The organism is Streptomyces sp. NBRC 110611 (genome assembly GCF_001590865.1).
GTDB lineage: Bacteria > Actinomycetota > Actinomycetes > Streptomycetales > Streptomycetaceae > Streptomyces.
Genome location: NZ_BBUY01000001.1, coordinates 466,147 through 490,270 on the forward strand (window position 1 = coordinate 466,147; position 24,124 = coordinate 490,270).

General features: G+C 69.8%; 24 protein-coding genes. 6 read left to right on the forward strand and 18 right to left on the reverse strand.

The window, feature by feature from the left end; genetic code table 11:
• Positions 1 to 8: 8 nt before the first annotated feature.
• The 5 genes from AZE13_RS02020 to AZE13_RS02045 all read right to left on the reverse strand — a co-directional run bounded on the left by AZE13_RS02020 (position 9) and on the right by AZE13_RS02045 (position 3,986).
• Positions 9 to 938: a DNA-binding protein gene (locus AZE13_RS02020; RefSeq protein WP_066926080.1), complete on the reverse strand. Its 930-nt coding sequence runs from the start codon at positions 936 to 938 to the stop codon at positions 9 to 11.
• Between the two features lie 1,166 nt (positions 939 to 2,104).
• Positions 2,105 to 2,953 carry a helix-turn-helix domain-containing protein gene (locus AZE13_RS02030; protein ID WP_066926087.1) on the reverse strand — a complete coding sequence of 283 codons (849 nt, stop codon included), beginning with the start codon at positions 2,951 to 2,953 and terminating at the stop codon, positions 2,105 to 2,107.
• A gap of 3 nt (positions 2,954 to 2,956) precedes the next feature.
• Complete coding sequence (locus AZE13_RS02035; protein WP_147264591.1) at positions 2,957 to 3,388, reverse strand: DUF6879 family protein; 432 nt, start codon at positions 3,386 to 3,388, stop codon at positions 2,957 to 2,959.
• The gene (locus tag AZE13_RS02040; protein WP_258527534.1) at positions 3,378 to 3,680 is read right to left on the reverse strand and encodes a hypothetical protein; all 303 of its coding nucleotides are present in this window, start codon (positions 3,678 to 3,680) and stop codon (positions 3,378 to 3,380) included. The genes AZE13_RS02035 and AZE13_RS02040 overlap by 11 nt, the downstream gene beginning before the upstream one ends.
• 75 nt (positions 3,681 to 3,755) lie before the next feature.
• Positions 3,756 to 3,986, reverse strand: a complete 231-nt coding sequence (locus tag AZE13_RS02045) for a hypothetical protein (protein WP_066926092.1) — start codon at positions 3,984 to 3,986, stop codon at positions 3,756 to 3,758.
• A 485-nt stretch (positions 3,987 to 4,471) separates the two neighbouring features.
• Between AZE13_RS02045 and AZE13_RS33605 the strand changes: the two genes are divergently transcribed.
• Entirely contained in the window at positions 4,472 to 5,176 is a 705-nt protein-coding gene (locus tag AZE13_RS33605; RefSeq protein ID WP_258527535.1) for a DUF5753 domain-containing protein, read from the forward strand.
• On the forward strand, positions 5,173 to 5,382 hold the full coding sequence (locus AZE13_RS02055) for a DUF397 domain-containing protein (RefSeq protein WP_066926098.1): 210 nt from the start codon (positions 5,173 to 5,175) through the stop codon (positions 5,380 to 5,382). The genes AZE13_RS33605 and AZE13_RS02055 overlap by 4 nt, the downstream gene beginning before the upstream one ends.
• 69 nt (positions 5,383 to 5,451) lie before the next feature.
• Here the strand turns inward: AZE13_RS02055 and AZE13_RS02060 are convergent, their stop codons facing one another.
• From AZE13_RS02060 to AZE13_RS02075, 4 genes are all read right to left on the reverse strand, one after another.
• On the reverse strand, positions 5,452 to 7,134 hold the full coding sequence (locus tag AZE13_RS02060) for a phospho-sugar mutase (RefSeq protein ID WP_066926100.1): 1,683 nt from the start codon (positions 7,132 to 7,134) through the stop codon (positions 5,452 to 5,454).
• 219 nt (positions 7,135 to 7,353) lie between these two features.
• Entirely contained in the window at positions 7,354 to 8,175 is an 822-nt protein-coding gene (locus AZE13_RS02065) for a purine-nucleoside phosphorylase (protein ID WP_066926103.1), read from the reverse strand.
• 122 nt (positions 8,176 to 8,297) lie between these two features.
• A complete protein-coding gene (locus tag AZE13_RS02070; protein ID WP_066926107.1) occupies positions 8,298 to 8,579 on the reverse strand; it encodes a type II toxin-antitoxin system RelE family toxin in 282 nt (93 codons plus the stop codon).
• A gap of 52 nt (positions 8,580 to 8,631) precedes the next feature.
• Complete coding sequence (locus AZE13_RS02075) at positions 8,632 to 9,069, reverse strand: gamma-glutamylcyclotransferase (protein ID WP_066926110.1); 438 nt, start codon at positions 9,067 to 9,069, stop codon at positions 8,632 to 8,634.
• 245 nt (positions 9,070 to 9,314) lie between these two features.
• On the opposite strand from AZE13_RS02075, the gene AZE13_RS02080 reads away from it, so the two are divergent.
• Complete coding sequence (locus tag AZE13_RS02080) at positions 9,315 to 10,760, forward strand: NAD(P)H-quinone dehydrogenase (protein ID WP_079123611.1); 1,446 nt, start codon at positions 9,315 to 9,317, stop codon at positions 10,758 to 10,760.
• A 354-nt stretch (positions 10,761 to 11,114) separates the two neighbouring features.
• Positions 11,115 to 12,068: a DeoR/GlpR family DNA-binding transcription regulator gene (locus AZE13_RS02085; RefSeq protein WP_066926116.1), complete on the forward strand. Its 954-nt coding sequence runs from the start codon at positions 11,115 to 11,117 to the stop codon at positions 12,066 to 12,068.
• Positions 12,069 to 12,156: 88 nt separating this feature from the next.
• Here AZE13_RS02085 and AZE13_RS02090 read toward each other — a convergent pair whose 3' ends face one another.
• The 6 genes from AZE13_RS02090 to AZE13_RS02115 form a co-directional block, all read right to left on the reverse strand.
• The gene (locus AZE13_RS02090) at positions 12,157 to 12,717 is read right to left on the reverse strand and encodes a TetR/AcrR family transcriptional regulator (protein ID WP_066927120.1); all 561 of its coding nucleotides are present in this window, start codon (positions 12,715 to 12,717) and stop codon (positions 12,157 to 12,159) included.
• A gap of 241 nt (positions 12,718 to 12,958) precedes the next feature.
• Complete coding sequence (locus tag AZE13_RS02095; protein ID WP_066926119.1) at positions 12,959 to 13,786, reverse strand: inositol monophosphatase family protein; 828 nt, start codon at positions 13,784 to 13,786, stop codon at positions 12,959 to 12,961.
• Positions 13,783 to 14,409, reverse strand: coding sequence for a 2'-5' RNA ligase family protein (locus tag AZE13_RS02100; protein ID WP_066926122.1), 627 nt, complete (start codon positions 14,407 to 14,409; stop codon positions 13,783 to 13,785). The genes AZE13_RS02095 and AZE13_RS02100 overlap by 4 nt, the downstream gene beginning before the upstream one ends.
• Positions 14,406 to 15,320 (reverse strand): carbohydrate kinase family protein, encoded by a 915-nt coding sequence (locus tag AZE13_RS02105; protein ID WP_079123614.1) that lies wholly within the window; start codon positions 15,318 to 15,320, stop codon positions 14,406 to 14,408. The genes AZE13_RS02100 and AZE13_RS02105 overlap by 4 nt, the downstream gene beginning before the upstream one ends.
• Entirely contained in the window at positions 15,314 to 16,615 is a 1,302-nt protein-coding gene (locus tag AZE13_RS02110) for a DUF4145 domain-containing protein (RefSeq protein ID WP_079123615.1), read from the reverse strand. The genes AZE13_RS02105 and AZE13_RS02110 overlap by 7 nt, the downstream gene beginning before the upstream one ends.
• A gap of 67 nt (positions 16,616 to 16,682) precedes the next feature.
• Positions 16,683 to 17,951 (reverse strand): hypothetical protein, encoded by a 1,269-nt coding sequence (locus AZE13_RS02115; protein ID WP_066926128.1) that lies wholly within the window; start codon positions 17,949 to 17,951, stop codon positions 16,683 to 16,685.
• A gap of 383 nt (positions 17,952 to 18,334) precedes the next feature.
• Between AZE13_RS02115 and AZE13_RS02120 the strand changes: the two genes are divergently transcribed.
• Positions 18,335 to 19,519, forward strand: coding sequence for an alpha/beta hydrolase (locus tag AZE13_RS02120; RefSeq protein WP_066927122.1), 1,185 nt, complete (start codon positions 18,335 to 18,337; stop codon positions 19,517 to 19,519).
• Positions 19,520 to 19,666: 147 nt separating this feature from the next.
• Here the strand turns inward: AZE13_RS02120 and AZE13_RS02125 are convergent, their stop codons facing one another.
• Entirely contained in the window at positions 19,667 to 21,436 is a 1,770-nt protein-coding gene (locus AZE13_RS02125; protein WP_066926131.1) for an acetyl/propionyl/methylcrotonyl-CoA carboxylase subunit alpha, read from the reverse strand.
• A 501-nt stretch (positions 21,437 to 21,937) separates the two neighbouring features.
• Here AZE13_RS02125 and AZE13_RS02130 point away from each other — a divergent pair.
• Complete coding sequence (locus AZE13_RS02130; RefSeq protein WP_258527536.1) at positions 21,938 to 22,459, forward strand: hypothetical protein; 522 nt, start codon at positions 21,938 to 21,940, stop codon at positions 22,457 to 22,459.
• A gap of 35 nt (positions 22,460 to 22,494) precedes the next feature.
• Here the strand turns inward: AZE13_RS02130 and AZE13_RS02135 are convergent, their stop codons facing one another.
• Positions 22,495 to 23,061 (reverse strand): DJ-1/PfpI family protein, encoded by a 567-nt coding sequence (locus AZE13_RS02135; protein WP_066926134.1) that lies wholly within the window; start codon positions 23,059 to 23,061, stop codon positions 22,495 to 22,497.
• A gap of 147 nt (positions 23,062 to 23,208) precedes the next feature.
• Complete coding sequence (locus AZE13_RS02140; protein ID WP_066926137.1) at positions 23,209 to 24,000, reverse strand: MOSC domain-containing protein; 792 nt, start codon at positions 23,998 to 24,000, stop codon at positions 23,209 to 23,211.
• Between the last annotated feature and the right edge of the window lie 124 nt (positions 24,001 to 24,124).

Here is a 24,124-nt window from a genome sequence, read left to right on the forward strand (position 1 = left end):
CACCTGTCTCAGGCGGCGTCTCTCTGGTCGGGTCGGCAGTCGCGGCAGCGCCCGGGCCTGGGCGCGCGGAAGGCACGGTCGCACCCTTCGCAGTTCTGGAGCGGGGCAGGCGGTGCCACGGCCGGTGTGACGGGGAGGGGCGGCGGCAGCAGCGCGGTGAGCCGGTGCGCGATCAGCGCGGCCGGGTGCTTCAGCTCGCCGGGGAGACGTCCGGTGAGGGCATGACGTACGGAATCAGGAGCGGCGCCGCGCTCCAGCCAGGCCGCTACGGCCGGGGTGAGGCGGCGGACGTCCCGCTCGGCCAGCAGCAGCCGGGGTTCGTGGCGGCGCAGCTCCACGAGGAGGGCGGCGGCGGTGCGATGACGCTCCAGGTCCGGCGTGCACGGCTCGGGGAGCGGTTCCCGGGGCGCGGGTGCGGGTGCGGGCGCGGCGTCGGGGGCCGGGGCCGGGGGCTCTGCGGGTTGCGGCAAGGGAGCCGGGGGCGGAGGCGGCACGGAGGTCTGCGGTCGTTCGGGCCTGCGGGGCGACTCGGATACCGGACTGACGGCCGCGCCCGGCTGGTTGTACGACACGGTATGGGTGACGATGCGGCCGCTCGGGAGGCGCTTCCGGATGCGCGCCAGATAGCCGTGCGTCTCCAGTTCCCGCAGTGCGGCGGCGATCCGCGTCTCGCCCTCCGGGAAGCGGGCGGCGAGGGCCTTGATGGTGACCTTGGCCCCGGCGGGCAGCGACTGGATGTGCAGCGCGAGCCCGATCGCGGTGAGCGTGAGCCCCCGGTGCTGCGCGAGGTGATTGCCGACGACCGTGAAGCGGCTGGTGTGGCGGGTGTTGGCGTGGACGACACCGGGGCGGGTCGTGTCCTCGTCCACGGACGGGTCAACATTCACGGGAACGGGAGACGCGGCGCACGAAGGCGCGCTAGGGTTCTGCCTATCCATCAGGAAGTTGATGCCTTCCTCGGTGGTCAGGCCCTCGACCGGGATTGCTACTCCCGCCGGGGGCCGACGTCTGTGTGCGGTTGTTGCGGCGAGCATATGCCCGTCAACCCGCCCGAAATCCAGCCCAGTTGGCGAAACCCACCCTTGTGGGTGACGGGGAGGCTGGAGGGGCGGGGAAGGGTTCTTTCTTCCCCCTGGTTCTTGGGTAGTTGACGTCGGGCCGCACCGGCAACTGGCCCACCGGGACGTGCCGCACCGCGTTGCGGCGATCGTCGTCCAGGGCGGGTGGACGGTATTCCTCCAAGTCTTGATGATGCCCACCCAGCAGATGTTCCACAGGAGCGCCATCACGCCAGCCCATAGGCCGATCAAGGCTAAACCGATGTCAGCCATGGCTAGGACCAAGCTGGCCGACATGGCGCGCTCTTCGCGCTGCTGGTTCTTGCGTTCCTGAACGCCCTGGACTCTGGCCGGCGTCCGGACCTTTGAGCCCGGACGCCGGTGGTCAGATGCGCCTATGGCGTGCGTGACCTGCTTCTTATCGCCGTCTCCGCCGCTGGGGGCCGGGTCGCGGGGCGCTTCCGGAGGCATGGGCCCGCCGTCGTGCTTCCCGCCGTCGGCCTCGACGACGGCCTCCAGGTCCCGGGGGTGCCGGAACGGAACGCCGCGCCAGCCTTCGGCGTCAGCCGTGCGTGTCTCGTTCGTCTCCACTACTACAGCGCTCATCTATCAGCCTCCTCTTTCGCGAGGGGGCCATGCCGCCGTACCGTCGAAGGCATGGCCCGTAGGTCCGCAGGGTTTTCCCTGCGGTGGTCACCCGCCCCGGCTGCTCGACTGTCCAGGTTTCCGCCGCCGGGGCGGGAGTCTTTGTGTTCAGTGGCTTTCGTTGTGGCTGCGGATATCGCGGGCAGCAGCGCAGGCGGCTCGCCAGTCCTTCCGGCTGACCGCTTCGCTACGCCTCTCGTCCGAGACAGCGCACTTCTTACAGCCGGGCACCGGGTGGCCTTCGACGAGCCACTGGTCCAGCGGCAGTTGCACGGGGTCTTGGCTGTACCGAATCGGGCTGGTCATGCCCATCCGCCCTTCATCGCGCGTCGTCCCGATGACGACACGCTAGGCAATGACTGGCTCCAGGTCCCAGCCGATTGCACGCGATTGCACGGCAATTACGCGACAGCGTCCATGACCGCTGTGATCATCCTCTTAGCCTTCGCGCCGTAGACAGCCATATCGGCCATGGTCGCGAACGCGTCGGCGTACGCCTTGACTTCGCTGGGCTGTGTGAGCGTGAGGTATCCGGACACCAGCTCAACATTGGCTTGAGCGTTGTCGAAGATGTAGAAGCCTTCGACCGGCATGCGGGTTCGGCCGATCCTGGCCGGCACTACCCCGACGCTTACGTTGGGCATCGCTCCGACCGTCAACAGGTGCTCAAGTTGCTCAATCTGCGTGGCAGCCGTGCCCTGCGAGTTGGTCAACGCCGACTCCTCCATCAGGAACGCGAAACGCTTCTGGCCCTCGTACAACACCCGCTGACGCTCCATACGGACAGCGACCGCGTCCGCTACGTCATCGACCGCAACGCGCCTTTGCTGGACGGCGCGGAGGACGTCTTCTGTGTATGCGGAGGTCTGAAGAAGTCCAGGGATGAAGTCCGGCGAGTAGTCCCGGTACCAACGGGTGCGTTCGAATAGTGGGAGGATTGCTTCTTGGGCACGTCGCAGGCCGCTGCGTTCCATGCGGTGCCACTGAAGCCACATGCCCTCGACGTCTCGTAGAGAGGCTAAGAGGTCCTGCGCCTGGCCTTCCACGCCGCATGCCCGACACCACGCCAGGATGTCGTCAGCGGAGGGTGAGGTCTTGGCATTGGCGATACGGGACACCTTCGACGGGTGCCAACCGCACTCCAGTGCCAGCTGTTTGCCTTCCAGGCCGGCATCCCGGCAGATCTCGCTGAGGCGGTCTGCAAGTACCTGCCGGGCTGCCTGGGCGCTGGACGATGACGAGACTGCCATGGGTCAGACGGGCTTGTACTCCTCGTGCGGGGTAGCCCGCTCCCATACGGCTTCGAAGGCGTCGGCGCACAGCTTCACTACTCGCGGGTCGCTGATGGGTTCCGGGCCGGCCGAGGACCCGTCGCCTGCGAAGTGGTTGAAGTTGCCGCGTGTGCCGTCGAAGATCCAGAAATCGTTGCCGTGCAGGGCGATGTCTGACGCGCGCCGACGGGGCAGCCAGCGGACAAGTTCACCGCCTGCGATATTCACCGGGCCTGTCAGGTCGTACTCGAACCGGCAATAGTCTGAGATGGGTTCGCTGATGATGCGGGCGCGACGCACGACCACTCCGCGGGCCGTTGCTTCCTTCGCCAGCTCTGTCCACGCCTGGTAGGCGGCGGATGCTTCGTGAGCTCGGCCCCTTGTGGCGCGGGCCCACTCTTCTTCAAACGTCATTGCCACCGTTCGACTCACCCTCGCTTACTTGCTGGGGGACGTACTGAAGCATCACCTTAGGCAGCCGGATGATCGTCTCGTGATCCGGAACGTCCGTCGAGTGTCCGGGGATTGAGCCGATCTTCTGGCACTCCTTAACCTCGGACTCTGTGGCCTTGTACGACTGGATCAGCAGGTCTCCGCTGTCCTCGTCCAGCCAGATGGTCGGTGACTCTTTGCCCGGGGTGTTCGGGATGATCCCGAGGAAACGCAGTTTCCTACGTGAACTCTCCCTCAGCCGATCTGATTGCACCCGATTGCACGACCATCACCCTGCCGGGTAAGTCCGTCAAGGGCGCGTAGGCGCGAACGGGCCACGCGCCCGGTCTCATGGCTGACCGGGGGTCTCGAGGGTGTCGTTGTGCGAGCCGAACTTCCGGTGTTCGGCGATCTTCATGCCGGCGATGACGGCCAGCCCGAACTCCGCCTGATCGCGATGCTTGGAGCACTCCGTAGCCAGCGCTGCACACCGCTCACAGTCCTTTACGGGCTCCGGGTCGAGGTCTCGCGGACTGTACGGCCAGGGAAGCTCTACGGCCTTCTCCTGGAAGCCACTCATCGGCGGGTCACCGCTTCCGGCATCGACTCCAACAACACCGCCAGGCGCTCAGCGTCCGCCACGGGCAGGTTCGGCGGGGCGATTCGATCCGGACCGTTTCGGGTAACCGATACGAGTGATGGCTCCGCGTTGAACCCCACCCGGCGAAGCGCGTTGTCCAGTCGCTTACGCACATCGCTTGCTGTCTGCCACGCCGCCTGAACTGCCATGGTCACGCTCTCTTGTTGGCCTGTTGGGTGGTTCCACCGTGCCCGGCCGGGCGTACGCTGAACAGGGGCGGAGTCTTAACTCCGCAGAAGTTAAGGATCAAGATCATCAGTGGGGGGTCGCCTGTGGCAATGGAAGATGACAACGGCCAACCATCCCCACCGATAAGCCTGTTGGGATTCTTCGGATCGCGAGTACTCAAGCTCCGCGCCGAACGAGGTTGGTCGCAGGGCGAGTTGGCCCACGAGGCGCACGCAACTGGGGCCATGATCAGCTAAGTGGAGAACGCGAAGCGGGTGCCGTCGCTGGACCTTGCCCGTGACCTCGACACCGCGTTCGGGGTTGACTTCTTCGCCGAGTTCTACCCCCTTGTTGTGCGGTACGCCTACCCATCATGGTTCTTGCCCTACGTCGAACTTGAGCGCGAAGCCTCGGTGATTCGATCGTTTCAGAGTCAGGTCATTCCTGGTCTTTTGCAAACGGAGGCGTACGCACGGGCCATGCTCACCCCGGTACGGCCTGACAACTTGGATGATCTCGTTGCCGCCCGTATGACACGTCAAGCAATCTTTGAACGGGCAGCACCACCACGTACGTGGTTCATCGTGGATGAACAAGCGCTACGCCGGAAGATCGGCGGCCCTGACGTCATGGCAGAACAGCTTGAACGCCTCCTCGCGGCAGGCCAAGAACCCCGGATCGTCATTCAGGTGGTGCCGGACGCCATCGCTGCACACCCAGGGCTGGCCGGGCCCTTCACCCTGCTCACCTTTGACGAAGGAAAGGGCCCGAAGAGCGACGGCCGTAAGCCGCCGCATGACGTGCTGCACGTGGATGCCTTCTCCCAAGGACGGACAGCTCTGGACGCGACCGAAGTCACAGCAGCAACCCACGCCTATGATCTCCTCAGAAGTTACGCCCTGTCTCCCGAGGACTCGGCCGTCCTCATTGGTGATCACCTGGAAGGACTGAAAAAGGCATGACCAGCGCAAGCATGCTGCCCATCCGCTGGCGCAAGTCCAGCTACAGCAGCACTAACGGCGGTGAGTGCATCGAGATCGGGAAGGGAATCACTGGTGTTGTTCCCGTCCGTGACTCCAAGGACCCGCACGGCCCGGCGCTCGTCTTCGAACCGTCGGCGTGGTCGTCGTTCGTCGACACCGTCAAGGGTGGGAAGTTCGCTGTCTGAGCGACCAATGACGAAGGCGCCCCCACGACCGGCGTAGCCGGAGGTGGAGGCGCTGGCCTTCTGCGTACGTCAGATCCCGGCCGCCGTCGACAGGTCGTCCTTGAGGGCTGCGAGTGTGCCCGCTGCTCTGCCGCGGGCCTCGGGGAGTGCGTTTGCCGACTGCACCGGTACCACGACCTCCAGGTAGCACTTGAGCTTGGGCTCGGTGCCGGAGGGGCGGACCACGATGCGGGCGCTCTCGATGCCGGCCTCCGGGGAGCCGGAGAGGTAGTAGCGGAGTCCGTCGGTGGGCGGGAGCGTCTCGGTGCCCTGGCTCAGGTCGTCGGCCCGGGTCACGGACAGACCGGCCAGGGTGGTCGGCGGCTGCTCGCGGAGCCGGCGCATGGCGTTCGCGATGAGGGAGAGGTCCTCGACGCGGACGGAGAGCTGGTCGGTGGCGTGCAGGCCGTGCTCCACCGCGAGGTCGTCCAGGAGGTCGGCGAGGGTCCGGCCGTCCCGCTTGAGCTCGGCGGCCAGCTCGGTGATCAGCAGGGCGGCGGTGATGCCGTCCTTGTCGCGGACGCCCTCGGGGTCGACGCAGTAGCCGAGCGCCTCCTCGTAGGCGTACCGCAGGCCGTCCACCCGGGCCAGCCACTTGAAGCCGGTCAGGGTCTCCTCGTAGGGGAGCGAGGCGGAGCCCGCGATACGGGACATCAGCTGGGAGGAGACGATCGTGGTGGTGAACGTGCCGGTCGCGCCCTTGCGGACGAGGTGGGCGGCGAGCAGCGCGCCGACCTCGTCGCCGCGCAGCATCCGCCAGCCGTCCGGCGTACCGGGCGCCGGGACGGCGACGGCACAGCGGTCCGCGTCGGGGTCGTTGGCGATGACGATGTCGACCTCACCGTCGCCCTGGGCGCGGGCGGCGGCGAAGGAGAGGTCCATCGCGCCCGGCTCCTCCGGGTTGGGGAAGGCGACCGTGGGGAAGTCCGGGTCCGGCTCGGCCTGCTCCGCGACGACCGTGGGGGCCGGGAAACCGGCGCGGGCGAAGGCGGCGAGGAGGGTGTCCCGGCCGACGCCGTGCATCGGGGTGTAGACGACGTTCAGGTCGCGGGGGGAGCCGGGGGTCAGGACGGCGTCGGTGCGCGCCAGGTAGGCGGTGAGGACGTCGTCGTCGAGGGTCTCCCAGCCGGACTCGGGGCGCGGTACGTCCGTGAGGGAATGTACGGCGGCGATCTCGGCGGCGATCTCGCCGTCCGCGGGCGGCACGATCTGCGAGCCGTCGCCGAGGTAGACCTTGTAGCCGTTGTCGCGCGGCGGGTTGTGGCTGGCGGTCACCTCGACGCCGGCCACCGCGCCCAGGTGCCTGATCGCGAACGCCAGGACGGGGGTGGGCAGCGGGCGGGGCAGCAGCGCGGCGCGCAGGCCCGCGCCGACCATCACGGCCGCGGTGTCCCGTGCGAAGTCGGCGCTCTTGTAGCGCGCGTCGTAACCGATCACGACCAGGCCGGAGCCCTGGCCCTTCGCCTTGAGGTACGCGGCGAGGCCGGCCGCGGCCCGGATGACCACCGAGCGGTTCATCCGCATCGGGCCCGCGCCCAGCTCGCCGCGCAGGCCGGCGGTGCCGAACTGGAGAGTGCCGGCGAAACGGACGGCCAGTTCGTCGGTGTCCTGGGCCGCGATGAGGGCGGACAGCTCGTCCCGGGTCTCCGGGTCGGGGTCCTCGGCCAGCCACGACTGGGCCCGGTCGATGAGGCCCGAGGGATCCGTAGCCACGCGATTGCTCCTGCCTGTGAATGCTGCGAGTACTGCGAGTACTGGGATGAGCGAGTACTGGGATGAGTACGGGGAGTACGGCGAGTACTGCGATTGCAGCGGGTGTCGACTGCGGGGGTGGGGCGGGCGACGGGCCACCGCGCGCGCCGGTCCGGCGGACGGTGGCCCGGGCGCCGGTCCGGCGGACGGTGGCCCGTCCTCGGTGAGATCTTTCGGCTATTAGATCTTGTTGAGGACCTGGCCGAGCAGCTGCCCCATAGCGACCGCGGAGTCACGGCCGGCCTGCAGTACCTCTTCGTGGTTGAGCGGCTCGCCCGTCATACCGGCGGCGAGGTTCGTCACCAGCGACAGACCGAGCACCTCGGCACCGGCCTCGCGCGCCGCGATGGCCTCGAGGACGGTGGACATGCCGACCAGGTCGGCGCCCAGCGTGCGCAGCATCCGGATCTCGGCCGGGGTCTCGTAGTGCGGGCCGGGAAGCTGGGCGTAGACGCCCTCCTCCAGGCTCGCGTCGACCTCCTTGCACAGCGCGCGCAGCCGCGGCGAGTACAGGTCGGTGAGGTCGACGAAGTTCGCGCCGGCGATCGGGGAGGTGGCGGTCAGGTTCAGGTGGTCGCTGATCAGGACCGGCTGGCCGGGGCGCATGCCGTCGCGCAGGCCGCCGCACCCGTTGGTGAGCACGACGGTCTTGCAGCCCGCGGCGACGGCGGTACGGACGCCGTGCGCGACCGCGGCGACGCCACGGCCCTCGTAGTAGTGGGTGCGGCCCAGGAAGACCAGGGCGCGCTTCTCGCCCACGCGGTAGGAGCGGATCTTGCCGCCGTGGCCGGCGACGGCCGGCGGCGGGAAGCCGGGCAGCTCGGTGACGGGGAATTCGTGCTCGGGCGCGCCCAGGGCCTCGGCGGCCGGGGCCCAGCCGGAGCCCATCACCAGGGCGACGTCGTGGGTCTCGGCGCCGGTCAGCTCGCGCAGGCGGGCGGCGGCGTCGGCGGCGGCGCCCTGCGGGTCGCGCGCGATGTCCGGGGTAACAGATGCGTTCACGCGGACGAGGGTAGCCGTTGTTCGCCTACGCGCGTAGATGACAGACCTCACGGCGTGGGGATCGTTGCTTTGTCGTTTCCGACAAACGGCCTGGGCGGCTGCGGTCAGCCGCCCACGCCCCGTCATTCGCCTGTGACGTAGATGTCCCTGTCGTTGAAGACCTCGACAATGAAGATCAGCAGTCGGCCGACGCTGACCGTGTACTCGATCAGGATGTTCTGCGTCAGCCGGATCGTCCGGTCGTCTCCGGTGGAGCTTATGGGCCGGGACAGGTCGGGGAACGGGTCCTGGGCGAGCATCATGATGCCCTTGTCGAACGCGGCGCGCTGTGATTCATCGAGCCGGTCCCGCGACGTTGCCGCCTGTTCCGTGTAGTAGACCTGGTAGGCAGTCCTGCCGGTCATCGCGCTCTCCCCTTCGTACGTCAATCGTGTCCGAGTCTAGGGCGGGGCACCCTCAGCAGGGCCTCTTCCGCAGCTCCATCACGTAATCGTGTGGCGCTCCCGCGGACTCCGCCGCGTCGGCGATCTCGCCCAGATAGCGGGCGGAGGGCAGCCCGCCCTCGTAGCCGTTGAGGACGTAGATCCAGGCCGTTTCGTCGCCGTCGAGGGTGTCGACCCGTACCCGCATCCGCCGGTAGATGTCCAGGCCGACGCCCTCCCACCGGTCCATGGACTCCTCGTCCATCGGGGCGATGTCGTAGAGCGCGACGAAGAGCTGCGAGTCCGGGTCCTCGACGACCGTCACCAGGGCGCCTTCCCAGCCCATCTGCTCGCCGCCGAAGGTGAGCCGCCAGCCGTTGAGCCAGCCGGTGCCGCGCAGCGGCGAGTGCGGTGCGCGGCGGGACATCAGCCGCGCGTCGAGGTTGCCGGCGTAGGCGGCGTAGAGCGACATGGTTCCGAGGGTACGGGAGGAAGCCCGTCGGGCTCGTGGTACCGCAGGTCCGTGCAGGGGCAGGGCGGGTCGTACGGGGGGCGCGGCGGGGCGTAGACCCTCCGGGACCCATCCGGCCCGTACGAGGGACGTCGCCGGCCCTGGGGGCGAGAGCTGTCACCGCCCCCCCGGCCGCGAGCTGTCACCGCCCCCGTACGAGAGCCGTCACCGCCCCCGGGCGAGAGCTGTCACCGGCGTGCGGGACAATGGAGGACGTGACTCGGATCGTGATCATCGGTGGCGGACCCGGCGGATACGAAGCGGCCCTGGTGGCCGCCTCTCTCGGCGCGGAGGTGACCGTCGTCGACTGCGACGGTCTGGGCGGGGCGTCGGTGCTCACCGACTGTGTGCCGTCGAAGACTCTGATCGCCACGGCCGAGGTGATGACCACCTTCGATTCGTCGTACGAAGAACTCGGCATCATCGTCGAGGACGACACGCCCCACAAGGAGCGCCCCGCGCGCGTCGTGGGTGTCGACCTGGGCAAGGTCAACCGACGGGTCAAGCGCCTCGCGCTGGCCCAGTCGCATGACATCACCGCCTCCGTGACCCGCGCCGGCGGCCGGGTGATGCGCGGCCGCGGCCGGCTGGAGCCGGGCCAGGCGCCGGACGGTTCCCGGAAGGTCACGGTCACCGCCGCCGACGGTACGTCCCAGAGCCTGATCGCGGACGCAGTGCTGATCGCCACCGGCGCCCACCCCCGCGAGATCCCGGACGCCCTCCCGGACGGCGAGCGGATCCTGAACTGGACGCAGGTCTACGACCTCGACGAGCTGCCCGAGGAGCTCATCGTGGTCGGTTCCGGCGTCACGGGTGCCGAGTTCGCCGGTGCCTACCAGGCGCTCGGCTCCCGCGTCACCCTCGTCTCGTCCCGTGACCGGGTGCTGCCGGGCGAGGACCCGGACGCCGCCGCGGTCCTGGAGGACGTCTTCCGCCGCCGCGGCATGAACGTCATGGCACGGTCCCGGGCCCAGTCCGCCAAGCGCGTCGGCGACCGCGTCGAGGTGACCCTCGCCGACGGCCGGACGATCTCCGGTACGCACTGCCTGATGGCGGTCGGTTCGATCCCCAACACCGAGGGCATCGGCCTGGAGACGGCCGGGGTCAGGCTGACGGACTCCGGCCACATCTGGACGGACCGGGTCTCCCGCACCACCGCCCCGGGCGTGTACGCGGCCGGCGACTGCACCGGCGTCCTCGCGCTGGCGTCGGTCGCCGCGATGCAGGGCCGGATCGCGATGTACCACTTCCTCGGTCACGCGGTCACCCCGCTCAACCTCAAGACGGTCTCCGCGAACGTCTTCACCGACCCGGAGATCGCCACCGTCGGCTACTCCCAGGCCGATGTCGACTCCGGCAAGATCGACGCCCGCGTCGTCAAGCTCCCGCTGCTGCGCAACCCGCGCGCCAAGATGCAGGGCATCCGCGACGGCTTCGTGAAGCTGTTCTGCCGCCCCGGCACGGGCATCGTGGTCGGCGGCGTGGTCGTTTCCCCGCGCGCCAGCGAGCTGATCCACCCCATCTCGATCGCGGTCGACAACAACCTGACCGTCGAGCAGATCGCCAGCGCCTTCACGGTCTACCCATCCCTCTCCGGCTCGATCGCCGAGGTCGCCCGCCAACTCCACAGCCGCAAGACGGCCGGGGAGTAGGCGATAGCGGGACGATAACGGACGGTAATGGGCGGCGAGGGACGATTGAAAACTTTGTGCCCCCGGTGAGCACTTGGGATGAAACGGTCCTGCACGGAGTCTCTCCGGGGCTGTCGACTCGGGCACGGTGGTGCTGTACCACCTCCGGTTCTGCCAGGGTGGCTGACCAGGGCGCAAGCGGTCGGCGTCGGGCGGGAGTTCGACGGACGTGCGACATATGCGCGTCGCATACCACGTCGCGGTCCGCCGCGTGAACAGCTTCCGTTAATTGGTGCAACCTGCTGAAAACAGACGGTCGTTGGCGTTACTGTCAGTTTCGTGTTCGCTGCAGAACGTCGCCAATTGATCCTTGAAATGGTGCGCGCCAACGGGGCGGTATCGCTCCGGGAGCTCGCCCGCGTCGTCCAGACCTCCGAAGTTACCGTACGGCGCGACGTGCGGGCGCTGGAGGCAGAGGGACTGCTCGACCGCCGGCACGGCGGAGCGGTCCTGCCAGGAGGCTTCACCCGCGAATCCGGATTCCCGCAGAAATCCCATCTAGCGACCGCGGAGAAAACGGCCATCGCCGATCTCGCGGCCGGTTTTGTCAACGAGGGCGAGGCCATTGTCGTCGGCGCCGGAACGACCACCCAGGAGCTGGCCCGCCGGCTCGCCCGTGTCCCGGGACTCACCGTCGTCACCAACTCCCTGCTGGTCGCCCAGGCGTTGGCGCATGCCAACCGCGTCGAGGTGGTGATGACCGGCGGTACGCTGCGCGGCTCCAACTACGCACTGGTCGGCAGCGGTGCCGAACAGTCCCTCCAGGGGCTGCGGGTCTCCCGCGCCTTCCTGTCGGGCAGCGGACTGACCGCCGAACGCGGCCTGTCCACCTCCAACATGCTGTCCGCCAGCGTGGACCGGGCACTCGTCCAGGCGGCGGGGGAGGTGGTGGTGCTCGCCGACCACACCAAGCTCGGCTCCGACACGATGTTCCAGACCGTCCCCACGGATGTGATCACCCGTCTCGTCACGGACGAACCGCCGGGCCACGACGACCGGGCGGCCACGGAGCTCCAGGCGCTGGCCGACCAGGGCGTCCAGATCGCCGTCGCCGGCGGCTCGGGTGCCGGTCACGGGGCGGCGGGGCAGGCGGGTCCGGAGGGCGGTGCGAGCGACCGCCGGGGCCCACGACGGGACGTACCGCTCCCGGGCCAGCGGCGCAACCACGCACCGGGCGGCGGAGGTGGTGCAGCACCACAGCTCCGCTCGGCCGGCTCACTGTCCGACCCGGGCGGCCGGGTGGCCGACCTGGCCCCCCGGCGGCGCTGAGCGCCCGTCCGGGCCGGGCGACAGGCGGGCGTCCGCCGCCGGGGCAAGGCCAGGACCGGCGGATCCCTGTCAGTCTGGGGGATCCCCGTCAGCCCTGGCGGATCCCCGCCTTCAGTCCGCTCAGCGTGAGCGTCAGCAACCGGTCGGCGAGCCTCGGGTCGTCCGGGGACTCCTCGACGGCCAGCGCGATGCCGTTGGTCAGCTGCATCAGGTCGTTGATGTTCACGTCGGGGCGTACGGCGCCGGCTTGCTGGGCGCGGGCCAGCAGTGCGCCGCCGGCCTCCCGCATCGGCATACTGCACCGCGCCATCCCCGAACTCTCGTCCGTCGACGCGGACATCAGCGCGCGGGACAGCCCGCGGTAGGTGCTGGCGTGGGCGATGATCGCGCGCAGCCAGTCGACCAGGGCGGCGCACGGCTGCGGGGCGTCGGCCAGCTCCTTGGCGTAGGCGAGCAGGGCGTCCACCTCGCTCTGGAAGACCGCGCCCATGAGGGCGGTGCGGTTGGGAAAATGCCGGTACAGGGTGCCGATGCCGACGCCGGCGCGGCGCGCGATGTCCTCCAGCGAGGTGTCCGTGCCGTGCTCGGTGAAGGCGGTACGGGCCTCGGTCAGCAGCCGTTCGTAGTTGCGGCGCGCATCGGCCCGCATCGGGCGCGCGTCCCGCGTCCGCGCCGGTACGGTCGCCACCGGCTCCCGCGGCGTCCGCCGCTGCCCTGCCGTGTCGGTCGCCATCGCCGTCCTCCCTCGACCCGGCCGGTTGCGGCCGGTGGCTCCAGGATGCCATTGCCCGCTCCCGCGGCGTTTCGTGCGGTGCGCAACGATTACCGCAGCCGGACGACGAGGGTGGTGGAGGCACACTCCGTCTGCGTCAGCGGTCGTCCCGTCTGTGTCACCGGTCGTCGGCGTGCGGCAGCCACAGGGCGAGCAGGTCCCGCGTCACGGCCGGATCACCGGCCACGAGGACCGGGGAATCGAAGGCGAAGTCGCGGCCGCTCCCGCCCAGTACCTCCTTGCCCTGTTCCCGGACGAGAGCCACTCCGGCAGCCACGTCCCAGGGCTTGGGGCCGAGACAGACGCAGGCGTCCAGCCAGCCCTCCGCCACCCCCACCAGGTCCAGGCTCATGGCGCCCTGCATCCTGATCCGGTACGCGGTGCTGTGCAGCGCGGCGAGGCGTCGGCCGACCAGCCCCGGGTCACCGGAGCCGGTACCCGTGATGCCGATGACCGCTTCGCGCACTGCTCCGGCACGGGCTGTGGGGTGTGGTCCACCGCCCGGAGATCCCGTACGCCAGCGACGGCGGAGGGCCGGGGCATCGATGACTCCCAGCCGGGGGCGTCCGTCCTCCACGTATGCCAGCGAGACGGCGTAGAAGGGGGCGCCGCGGGTGAAGTTCATGGTGCCGTCGATGGGGTCCAGCAGCCAGCACCGGGGCGGCAGTGACGTTTTCTCCGCTGCTTCCCCGGCTCCTCGCATCGCCCCTCGCGCAGCGCCTTCGCCGGCGGACTCTTCGCCGATGACCGGAATGCCGGGAGAACGCCTCCGCAGTACCTCTGAGACCACCCGCTCGATTTCGACGTCCGCGGGGGTGACCTCCTCGCCCGACGGTTTGAACCGCCGCTGCCGCTGGGACCGTTCCCGTCCGGCACCGTCCAGCCACGCGGTCCCGGCACCGACGGCCTCCTCCGCCACCGACAAGAGCGTGCCAGCGTCGCTCATGGCAGGTCCAGGGCTCGCTCCGCCAGGATCTCGGCGTGGGCGCCGTGCTCGCCCATCACGTAGAAACTGAGCCTGTCGAACGTCCACTCCGGCTGCACGGAGGCGCGTTCGGGCGCTGTGCGTACCAGGTCCCGGGCGATGTGCTCCTCGGCGCGGCCCAGCGTGATGTGCGGGGCGAAGGCGTCGCCGGTGTAGCGGTAGCCGTACCGTGCGAAGCTGGCGCGCTCGCTGTCCGAGAACCGCGAGGTGTCCTTGGCCGTGTCGAATGCCTCACGGGCGAGGTAGGCGTCCAGGATGTTCAGGGCGGCCTGCTGCAGACCTTCCAGCAGGGGCGGCCGCTCCAGGGAGAGGAAGACCCAGCCGGTGGGCTGGTAGACGATGCCCGTGGCGGCCAGCTGGATCTCGCCCGGCAGCGCCAGGGAGCCGGCGACCTTCGACAGCTCCGCTTCCGGGTCGAGTGCGTCGGTGAACGGCCCCTGGAACACGGTCACATGGGGAAGGTTTCCGTCCTTCGTCAGGGTGGGGCGCAGCTGCTGCCCGCCGCCGACCTTCTCCTGCAACCGGATCGCGGCCCGCTGGTGGTCCGCACTGGGCAGCAGTGCGATGCCAAGCCATCTGGTCACGGGTGAGCTCCTATCTTCGTGATCACATGCAACGCCGATTCGAGGCCCCGGCGCAGGCACTCCTCCGTCGGGGCACCACTCAACCACCCCGCGAGGACACCGGCGTTGAAGGCGTCGCCGCCACCGGTACGGTCCACGGGCTCGACCGGCCGGACGGGTACGTGCACCGGCCGGCGGCCGGGTGACGCCCACAGGGCCCCGTCGGGCCCCAGCGTCACGATGACCTCGCCCGCGAGCGACTCGGCGTACCGCTGGGCGGTGGCCGCCGTGTCGTGCGGCGACGCCTCGGGCAGCCGTCGGGCCTCGTCCGCGTTCATCAGGTTCAGCGCGGCCGACCCCCTGGCCAGCGCGCTCATGTCCCGGCCGTTCCACTCCACCGACACCGAACGGTCGTGTTGCCGGGCGAGGGCCACCACCCGTGTGAGCGGAGGCGTGGGCTCGCCGACGACGTGCACATGGTCCACGTCGCACACCGCCTCCGCTGTGACCGCCGCGACGGCGGCGTCCCGGTCCGCGCCCGCGAACGTCATCATCCGCTTACCGGTGGCCGAGGAGAAGACGATCGCCATGCCGGTCCGGGCGGTGGTGTCCGTGCGGACCAGCGAGGTGTCCACCCCGCCCGCCCGGAGGTCGTCCAGGCACACCCGCCCCAGGGTGTCGTCGCCCACCGCGGACACCAGCCGGACCGCGCAGCCCTGCCGCGCCAGGCCCAGCGCGGTGTTGGCCGCGGAGCCGCCGGGCAGCGCGGAGCAGGCACCGCCCCGGAGCTTCTCGTGCTCCTCCGGCAGCCGTTCCGTCCGGACGATGATGTCGAAATTGGTGCCGCCGACGACGAGTACCCGCTTGGCCCGGACGGCGCTGCGGGGAGCGGCCGGCCGGTCGTGCCCCGGGGCCTGTGCCGGCTCTAGCACGGTTCCCCCAGCCGGTAGCTCTCGAACAGCACATGGCGCACCAGGCGTTCTCGGCCCGCGAGGTCGGTTTCGTGTGGGAAGGAAGCGTGGGTGACCAGGTCTCTTACGAGCTCCTCGAAGCGGGAACGCTCCGACCCCAGGTCATGGAAGGTGCGCATCAGCTCGCGGTGCAGCTCGGTGGGATCGGCCCCGGTCTCGGTGAGCCAGGAGCGGTTGGCCACCAGGATGTTGGCGGCCGCCGACCGCAGCTTTTCCTGAGCCCGGGCCGGCAGCATGTCGGAGTTGAGCAGCTCGAAATAGTCGTCGCTGTCGCGCGCGTGCATACGCAGGTTCTGGCCGCCGACGGCCAGCACGTCTCTGTTCAGGTGGAAGAGTTCCAGGCCGAGGTGGTGCGGTACGTCCAGAATGCTGACGCCCATTTCCCGCAGGCCGGCTTCGTCGGTCGAGAACGCCGCCAGGATGTTGTCGAACATATCGCTGAGTTTTGGTACGGCGATCTGTGCCCCGGACGGATTTGCCAGGAATTCCGCGGCGGTGACGTCTCCCCAGCGTCCGCCGCGCGCGGCGAGCAGATAGAAGTTGCGCCCGCCCATCGAGTAGCCCACCCGCCCGAGGGGGACCACCTGCGCCCGGATGTCGTCCTCCGCGAGCAGGCGCCGCACCCGCTGCTCGTTGTAGATCGCCAGGTCGAGCAGCCGTCGCGACACATCCCTGACCAGGTGGTCCGACCAGGGGAGCTGGACCTGTACCAGCCGATGCTTGTGCTGCGTCAGCAGCTGATCGAAGCCGCAGCCCAGCAGCAGGGCCTTGACCACGATCAGCGAGGAATCGGCGAGGCGTGTGGTGCTCGTGGTGTGCTGAGCGGCCGTCAGTCCTTGTCGCGCCGCGTCCTCGGCCAGGGCCTTGCTGGTGCGCCCGTACCAGACCGCCAATTGTGTGAGGGCGTTGAGGCAGGGACGTACGTCCTCGCTGGAGATCTCCTCGTCCGAGATCTTCTGGGCGTGACTGCCGTAGTTCCCATAGTTCTGGATGGTCCGGACCGCCAGGACGACCTTGGGCGGAACCAGCCCCTTGGCGGCCAGAACGGTCAACAGGGACTCAAGCGTCGGCTTGGAGCCGACGGCTTCCTGCATAGCGATATCCAAGAGGATCGACTCCGCCGCTCTCCTCGCTGTGCTGAGAAAGACCTCCGGGTCCGACTCGGCATACCGTAAAGCCTTCTTGTAAAGCCGGAGTGACTCGCCCTCGTTGACCGTCACGCTCGTCCGTGTCCTCTTCGGCAATTTTTCGCTCATCGTACCAAGCTTTGTAGTTGCCAACTACCCATCAGAGGACGTGGGTTGGTGCGAGAGAGGCGACGGTTCAGCAGTCCGAGCCGTTGCGGACCCGGTCGCGCAGGGAGTCCAGGACCAGCCGGCCGTAGCGGGTGGTGAAGGCCACGCCAGTGGAGAGGGCGGCCGCTCCGAGAGCCAGGAAGAGGTGGCCGGGGTCGTGGTCGTCGAGCACCTGGAGGATACTCAGGGCGGTGCCCAGGGGGAGGCCGAGGATGGTCAGGACGCCGAGGGCGCCGGCGATCTGCTGACTGTCCTGGGTCTGGACGAGGCGGGCGTAGTCGGCCGCCTCGGCGAGGATCTCCGCGAAACGGTCCGCGAGCCGATACTGCCCTTGGTAGGCGAGGAGGAGTTCGTTGGCCGGGCCGTGGGCGGTCAGGTGCTGCCGCCAGTAGGTGCTCCGGAAGGCTGCGATCCGCTGTTCCAGTGCGGCGACCCGCGGGCCGATGTTCGGCTTGTCGAAGACATCGGAGAGCGCGTCGGTGAGTTCGTCGATGTGGTCGCGCTGGATGGTTCCGAGCAAGAGGGCGTCGAGGTAGATGGTGCGGTGGTGCACGGCGGCGAAGGTGAAGAAGTCGCCGTCGCCCTGGTCCGGCCGGTGCCCGAGGAAGGCAGCCCCGTGGCGGAGCACGAGGGCGCTCCAGTCGGCGGATATCCGGACGGTGTGCTCCCGCTGGGACGTCAGGTGCTCGGGCGCCGCGGGAAAGTCGGCTTCCGTCGAGCGGGAGGCCAGCTGCCACAGCCAGCGATCGGCTGCCTCGGAGAGCCGGCCGTCCTGGCGCAGGGCAGCCGTGTGGCCGGCCGCGGGGGTGAGGAAGGCGACGGTATACGGGCGGGCGATCGCGAACGGGGCTTCGGCCGTCCTGAGTTCCGCGATCCCGCCGAGAAGGGCGTTCGGAGCCAGCGGGCCGCTCAGCGGGTCTGCGGCCGCCTGGGGCCGGTGGCCGATGGCCCGGAGGGTCTCCAGCAGCGTCGGGCCTTCGGCTGTGAGGTGCAGAACCGCCAGCGCGTGTTCCCGGGAGCGGTCGGTCGCGGTGCGCAGCAGCTCCAGGCCGTGCAGGTGCAGCGGGCCGTGCGTCACGTCCACGAAGCGGTGCCAGCGGCAGGGACGTTCCGCCGTTCCGTACAGGGCGCGGGCCGCCGCCGGGGTGAAGTACGTCTGCCGGGTGGACGTATCGGCGCGACGGCTTCCGAGTTCGAGCGGCAAGGGCCCCGCGTCCCATGGAGGCAGGGCCGGGAGCCGCACGGGGAGGATGACGGTGACGGCCTGGCGAACGCCCGTCAACGAGCTGAGTTCCATGGGTCACTACCTCGATGCCTGTTGTGTGCACGCCACTCGGTGCCGGTGTGAGGTGCGCCCGGACGGGGCGCCGCGCGGGGGGCCGCACAGGTGATCACACCTCACTGTTCACCAGGCGGGACGCGCCCCGCCGCCCGGCCGTTCCCGCCGGATCCGGATCGGGAGGGGAACGGGAGCGGAAGTTGCGGCGTACCGCGGACGGCGCGCGGGCGAACACCTGTTGTGTGTCGCAACGCGGGGGCGGGCTGGGGCATCAAACCTGGCGCAATGAGGTCTTCCGGGGGCTTCCGGAGGGTCTGGGAAACGGATGCGTCGTGTGGTTCAGCCGGACCGTGATCCTGCCGGGGGAGCGGAGCGCGACGCGGAGTACCGAGGGATACGTCATGGGACTGACCAGCCGGTCGCTGTTGCTCGTCATGGCCGCGGTCGCCGTGGTCTGCGTAGGACTCACGCTCTGGCTGTGGCCGCGGTTCGCCGGCCGGGGGCCGCGGGCGATGCTGGGACGGCTCGGGGCGGTCGTCGTGACCCAGCTGGCCCTCGTGGCGGCGCTCGGGCTGGCCGTGAACGCCAACTTCCAGTTCTACGGCTCCTGGCACGAGCTGCTCGGCCTCTACGACGACGCGCCCGGCGCGGTCGACAAGTGGGGCGACGGCGGAGCGGCCGGGCCCGCCGGGGACCCGTCGAAGGGCCTGGTCCAGGCCTCGACCCCGGACGGCCTGGACAAGGTGCACGGCCTGCCGAAGGGCCCGCCGGAGCGGGCCGGCAAGGTCGAGTCGGTGCGGATCGTCGGCAAGCGGACCCGGGCCGTGGACCCGGCGTACGTCTATCTGCCGCCGCAGTACTTCCAGCCGCAGTACGCCCGGCAGCGCTTTCCCGTGATCGTCGCGCTCAGCGGCTATCCGGGCGGCAGCTTCCTGCTGGGCCAGCACCTGCGGCTGCCGCAGACCGCGGGCGGGCTGATCCGGTCCGGCCGGATGCAGCCGACCGTCATCGTGATGCTCCGGCCCACCATCGCGCCGCCCCGCGACACCCAGTGCGTCGATGTGCCCGGCGGCCCGCAGGCCGAGACCTTCTTCGCCCGCGACCTGCCCGACGCCCTCAGGTCGCACTACCGCGTCGGCCACGACCCCGGTGGCTGGGGCGTGCTGGGCTACTCGTCGGGCGGCAGCTGCGCCCTCCAGCTGGCCATGCGGCACGACCGTACGTACCCCACGGCGGCCGCGCTCTCCCCCGACTACAAGGTCAGCAACGACCCGACGACCGGCGACCTCTTCGGTGACGGCCGGGACCGGGCCCGCCGCCGCCAGGAGCACGACCTGATGTGGCGGCTGCGGAACCTGCCCGCCCCCCGGGTGAACGTCCTGGTGGGCACCAGCCGTACCGGAGAGAAGAACTACCCCGCCGCCAAGGCCTTCCTCGCCGCGGTCGGACCGCCGATGAAGGCGGACGCGATCGTCCTCGACCACGGCAGCCACAACTTCGCCACCTGGCGGCGTGAACTGCCCGCCGCGCTCCAGTGGATGGACAAGCGGCTGACGTTCCCGGAGGACGTGGTGGGGAGTTCCTGACCGCTGCCACGGAAGCGCCTGGAGCGGAATGGCCTGAGCGAAACCGCCTGGACGGGAAACGCCGGTGCGGAAACGCCGGCGCGGAACGCCTGAGGGGCTCGCGGCGGTGGGATGCCGGGAGCCCCTCAGGCGTATCGCGTCGGTGCGTCAGTCCTTGATCTCGCAGATGGCCGCGCCGGAGGTGAGGGCCGCGCCGACCTCGGCGGCCAGGCCCTTGATGGTGCCGGAGCGGTGGGCGTTGATGGGCTGTTCCATCTTCATGGCCTCCAGGACGACCACCAGCTCGCCCTCGGTGACCTGCTGGCCTTCCTCGACGGCGACCTTGACGACGGTGCCCTGCATCGGGGACGCGAGGGTGTCGCCGGAGGCCGCGCTGGAGCTCTTCTTGGCCGCCTTGCGCTTGGGCTTGGCGCCACCGGCGACCGCGGCCCGGGCCAGCGGCATACCGAGCGACGAGGGGAGGGAGACCTCCAGGCGCTTGCCGCCGACCTCGACGACGACCGTCTCGCGGACGTCCGCCTCGGCCTCCTGCTCGCCGGTCGCGGCGAACGCCGGGATCTCGTTGACGAACTCGGTCTCGATCCAGCGGGTGTGGACCGTGAACGGCTCGTCGGACCCCGTGAGTTCGGGGGCGAACGCCGGATCCTTGACGACCACACGGTGGAACGTGAGGGCGGTGGCCATGCCCTCGACGGTGAACTCGGCCAGGGCGCGGGAGGCACGCTGCAGGGCCTGCTCGCGGGTGGCGCCGGTGACGATCAGCTTGGCCAGGAGGGAGTCCCAGGCGGGGCCGATGACCGAGCCGGACTCCACGCCCGCGTCGAGGCGGACACCGGGGCCGGCGGGCGGGGTGAACGTGGTGACCGTGCCGGGGGCCGGGAGGAAGTTGCGGCCCGGGTCCTCGCCGTTGATACGGAACTCGAAGGAGTGGCCGCGGACGGCCGGGTCGTCGTAGCCCAGCTCCTCGCCGTCGGCGATCCGGAACATCTCGCGGACCAGGTCGATGCCGGTGACCTCTTCGGTGACCGGGTGCTCGACCTGGAGACGGGTGTTGACCTCCAGGAAGGAGATGGTGCCGTCCTGGCCGACGAGGAATTCGCAGGTGCCGGCGCCCTCGTAGCCGGCCTCCTTGAGGATGGCCTTGGAGGCGCGGTACAGCTCGGCGTTCTGCTCGTCCGTCAGGAACGGGGCCGGGGCCTCCTCCACCAGCTTCTGGTGACGGCGCTGCAGGGAGCAGTCCCGGGTGGAGACGACGACGACGTTGCCGTGCTTGTCGGCCAGGCACTGGGTCTCGACGTGCCGGGGGCGGTCCAGGTAGCGCTCGACGAAGCACTCGCCGCGGCCGAAGGCGGCGACCGCCTCACGGACGGCCGAGTCGTACAGCTCGGGGACCTCGTCCAGGGTCCGGGCGACCTTCAGGCCGCGGCCGCCGCCGCCGAAGGCGGCCTTGATCGCGATGGGCAGGCCGTGCTCCTTGGCGAAGGCGACGACCTCCTCCGCACCGGAGACCGGGTCGGGGGTGCCGGCGACCAGCGGTGCACCGGCCCGCTGGGCGATGTGCCGGGCGGCGACCTTGTCACCCAGGTCGCGGATGGCCTGCGGGGGCGGGCCGATCCAGGTCAGCCCGGCGTCGAGGACGGCCTGGGCGAACTCGGCGTTCTCGGAGAGGAAGCCGTAGCCGGGGTGGATGGCGTCCGCGCCCGAATCGGCGGCGGCGGCCAGGACCTTGGCGATGTCCAGGTAGCTGGTGGCAGGGGTGTCACCGCCCAACGCGTACGCCTCGTCCGCCGCGCGTACATGCAGCGCGTCCCGGTCGGGGTCGGCGTAGACGGCTACGCTGCCGATTCCCGCGTCCCGGCATGCACGGGCAACGCGAACAGCGATTTCGCCACGGTTGGCGATGAGCACCTTGCGCACGATGGGTCCTTCCTTGGCGCTTCGCCGCAACAATAGAGATGCGGCGATTTTAGGGACTGGCGACACCGCATGCCGACCCGTTCCCTGGGGTGACCTTTCCCACACGGAGCGTGGTGGGGGTGCCGGTGAGGGACCTCGGCCCCCTGGTATCCCAGGGTAGGCCCGGATTCCCGGGGTCCGGCGCGGGACCCGGTGTGGTCTAGGTCTCGGACATCGCGCGTCCAGCGGATCGTCAATTCTTTGTGGAATCCCTACGAATGGGCGAAGGAAACTTTGCGGGTCGTTCGGCCCATCGGCGCGCCGTGGCTCGTCCTCTCCGTACCGACCCGTGCAGAACCCTTGGTACCGACCCGTGCAGAACCCTTGCCCCGCCCATTACCCATGAGTAGCGTGCGGCATGCCTTCGTACCGGGGGTAGCAGCTGTACTTCGGTGTACTCCGGGCAACCGGCGTACGTGGGGTCACATACGTGGGGTCACAGGCGGAAGTGGGTGAACGGTGGTGGCGCGACGACCGGTGGCCTTGGCCGCGGCGGTGGTACTGATCTTCGAGGCGTGCGGGATCGTGCTGCTCAACTGGATCCTGAGCATCGTCGTGGACAAGCAGCAGATGTCGCTGGCCGGTCTGCAGCCCCGCGCGATGTCCACCGGTTCCTGGGTGGCCGGCGGTCTCTTCGGCCTCTACCTGCTCTGCTGCGCCCTCATCCTGATCCGCACCGCCCTGCGTGACCGGGCCCCCGGCGGCTTCGCCCGGATCGTCCTGATCAGCGCGGCCGTGGTGCACGGCCTGCTGGGCGCGTTCTCCGTCGGCCTGGTCGGCTGGGTCGCGTTCCTGGCGATGATGGTCGTGCTGGGGATGATCGTGCTCACCCTGGTGGCGTACGGGGAGGGGCGCGCCCCCGGGGACGCACACGGGCCCGCAGACGGGGCCGCACACGACGACGGGAACCCGGCCGGGGGAGGCTCCCCGCAGGGGCCGGACGGACCGTACGGCCCGCGGCCGGCGGCACCGGGCGCCGTCTGACCGGCCGGGCTTCCTCCTCAGCGCTTCACAGGCGCTCAGCCCTTCACGGGTGCGTACTTCCGCAGGACGTCGATGAACGCCCGCATCCACTCCGGGTGGTCGTTCCACGCGCGGGCCGACACGACCTTGCCGTCCACCACCGCCGAGCCGTCGACGAAGGTGCCGCCGCCCATCTCCACGTCCGGTGCGCAGGCCGGGTAGGCGGCGGTGCGGCGGCCCTTGAGCACGCCGAGGGGGGCGAGGGTGATGGCCGCGTGGCAGATGTGGGCGACGGGCTTGTCGGCGTCGAAGAAGTGGGTGACGACGCGCCGGAAGTCGGTGTTGGTGCGGAGGTACTCGGGCGCCCGGCCGCCCGGGAGCACCAGCGCGGCGTACTCGGCCGGGTCGACCTCGGAGAGGGCGAGGTCGGACGGCCAGGAGTGGCCCTCGCGTTCGATGTAGGTGTCGAAGTTGTCGACGAAGTCATGGACGACGAACTGCAGCTTCTTGCGTGACGGAGCCGCGATCCGGACCTCGTAGCCCTCCTCCAGCAGCCGTTGGTACGGGTAGAAGAACTCCAGGTCTTCGGTGGCGTCGCCGGCGATGAGCAGGATCTTGGGCATCTACGCACTCCTCGTGAGGCGGGCAGGGCTGATCGAGCCGAACTGACCGAGCCGATCTGATCGACCGAACTGACTGATCTGATCTGACTGATCTGGTTGATCTGGCTGATCTGATCGGACCGATCTGGCGGATCGGGCCGTATCGGATCAATCGGTTCCCCACGCTGTGACGTTGAATGCGTCGCCCACCGTCAGTTTTCCGGGCTCCAGCACGGAGAACTTCGAACCGAAGGCGACGCCGCCCTCGGGTACCCGGCGGTAGGAGGCGAGGGTGCGCAGCGGCTCGGGCCCGGCCTTGGTGCCCGTCAGCTGGTCGACCAGCGTGACGGCACAGCGGATGGCGAGCTTGGCGAAGCCCAGTTCGCAGCCGCCGACCGTGATCCGTCGCGCGCGGTCCTCCGTCTGGGGCTCCTCCCAGCCGTCCACCACGATGTTGGGCCGGAACCGGCTCATCGGCAGCGGCGCCCTTCCGGCGGCGGCGATGCGGGAGTTGAGGTCGTCGAGCGAGGCCAGGGAGAGGACGTGGACCGGGCTGCTGTCGGCGAAGCCGGAGGTGCCGGGGGTCAGGCCGTCGGTGACCCGGTCGTGCTCCGGCGGGACGCGGACCAGCCGGCTGGGCGCGCCGAGCACCTCGGACAGCCAGTCGGCCGCGGCCTCGCCCTGGTCGACGGCGCGGTACGGCGTGCCGAACATCTCGACGTCGGCCCTGACGGCGGACCCGGAGTCGCCGGAGCCGCCGGAGCCGTACGTGATCTCGCACATCAGGGGCTCGATGCCGGGGGCGGACAGGGTGAGGTGCGTTCCGCCGGGGCCGACCCCGGGGCGTATCAGTGCCAGGGCGGGGTCGGTGCGCTGGCTGCGGAAGACGCCTTCCGCCCCGACGACCATGAAGCTGCGGTCGTGCACCAGACCGGCCCGGGTGAGCTCCGCCTCCGGCATGGGTGTGCCGGCACAGCCCTTGACCGGATAGCTGATCAGCTCTACGACGGTTGCCCGTCCGCTGCGCTTGGCTGGCCTTCCCACGTTGTCTGCTGTCCCTTCGTGATGGTTTCTCGCAGTGTCG

What these genes read in the sequence shown, in the direction of transcription:
- AZE13_RS02070 (WP_066926107.1), bottom strand. Translation starts at nt 8,579, where the DNA reads ATGACCGGCAGGACTGCCTACCAGGTCTACTACACGGAACAGGCGGCA.
- AZE13_RS02120 (WP_066927122.1), top strand. Translation starts at nt 18,335, where the DNA reads ATGGGACTGACCAGCCGGTCGCTGTTGCTCGTCATGGCCGCGGTCGCC.
- AZE13_RS02090 (WP_066927120.1), bottom strand. Translation starts at nt 12,717, where the DNA reads ATGCGGGCCGATGCGCGCCGCAACTACGAACGGCTGCTGACCGAGGCC.
- AZE13_RS02095 (WP_066926119.1), bottom strand. Translation starts at nt 13,786, where the DNA reads ATGAGCGACGCTGGCACGCTCTTGTCGGTGGCGGAGGAGGCCGTCGGT.
- AZE13_RS02035 (WP_147264591.1), bottom strand. Translation starts at nt 3,388, where the DNA reads ATGACGTTTGAAGAAGAGTGGGCCCGCGCCACAAGGGGCCGAGCTCAC.
- AZE13_RS02135 (WP_066926134.1), bottom strand. Translation starts at nt 23,061, where the DNA reads ATGCCCAAGATCCTGCTCATCGCCGGCGACGCCACCGAAGACCTGGAG.
- AZE13_RS02045 (WP_066926092.1), bottom strand. Translation starts at nt 3,986, where the DNA reads ATGAGTGGCTTCCAGGAGAAGGCCGTAGAGCTTCCCTGGCCGTACAGT.
- AZE13_RS02055 (WP_066926098.1), top strand. Translation starts at nt 5,173, where the DNA reads ATGACCAGCGCAAGCATGCTGCCCATCCGCTGGCGCAAGTCCAGCTAC.
- AZE13_RS02140 (WP_066926137.1), bottom strand. Translation starts at nt 24,000, where the DNA reads ATGCCGGAGGCGGAGCTCACCCGGGCCGGTCTGGTGCACGACCGCAGC.
- AZE13_RS02115 (WP_066926128.1), bottom strand. Translation starts at nt 17,951, where the DNA reads ATGGAACTCAGCTCGTTGACGGGCGTTCGCCAGGCCGTCACCGTCATC.
- AZE13_RS02030 (WP_066926087.1), bottom strand. Translation starts at nt 2,953, where the DNA reads ATGGCAGTCTCGTCATCGTCCAGCGCCCAGGCAGCCCGGCAGGTACTT.
- AZE13_RS02080 (WP_079123611.1), top strand. Translation starts at nt 9,315, where the DNA reads ATGGAGGACGTGACTCGGATCGTGATCATCGGTGGCGGACCCGGCGGA.
- AZE13_RS02020 (WP_066926080.1), bottom strand. Translation starts at nt 938, where the DNA reads ATGGATAGGCAGAACCCTAGCGCGCCTTCGTGCGCCGCGTCTCCCGTT.
- AZE13_RS02075 (WP_066926110.1), bottom strand. Translation starts at nt 9,069, where the DNA reads ATGTCGCTCTACGCCGCCTACGCCGGCAACCTCGACGCGCGGCTGATG.
- AZE13_RS02085 (WP_066926116.1), top strand. Translation starts at nt 11,115, where the DNA reads ATGGTGCGCGCCAACGGGGCGGTATCGCTCCGGGAGCTCGCCCGCGTC.
- AZE13_RS02110 (WP_079123615.1), bottom strand. Translation starts at nt 16,615, where the DNA reads ATGAGCGAAAAATTGCCGAAGAGGACACGGACGAGCGTGACGGTCAAC.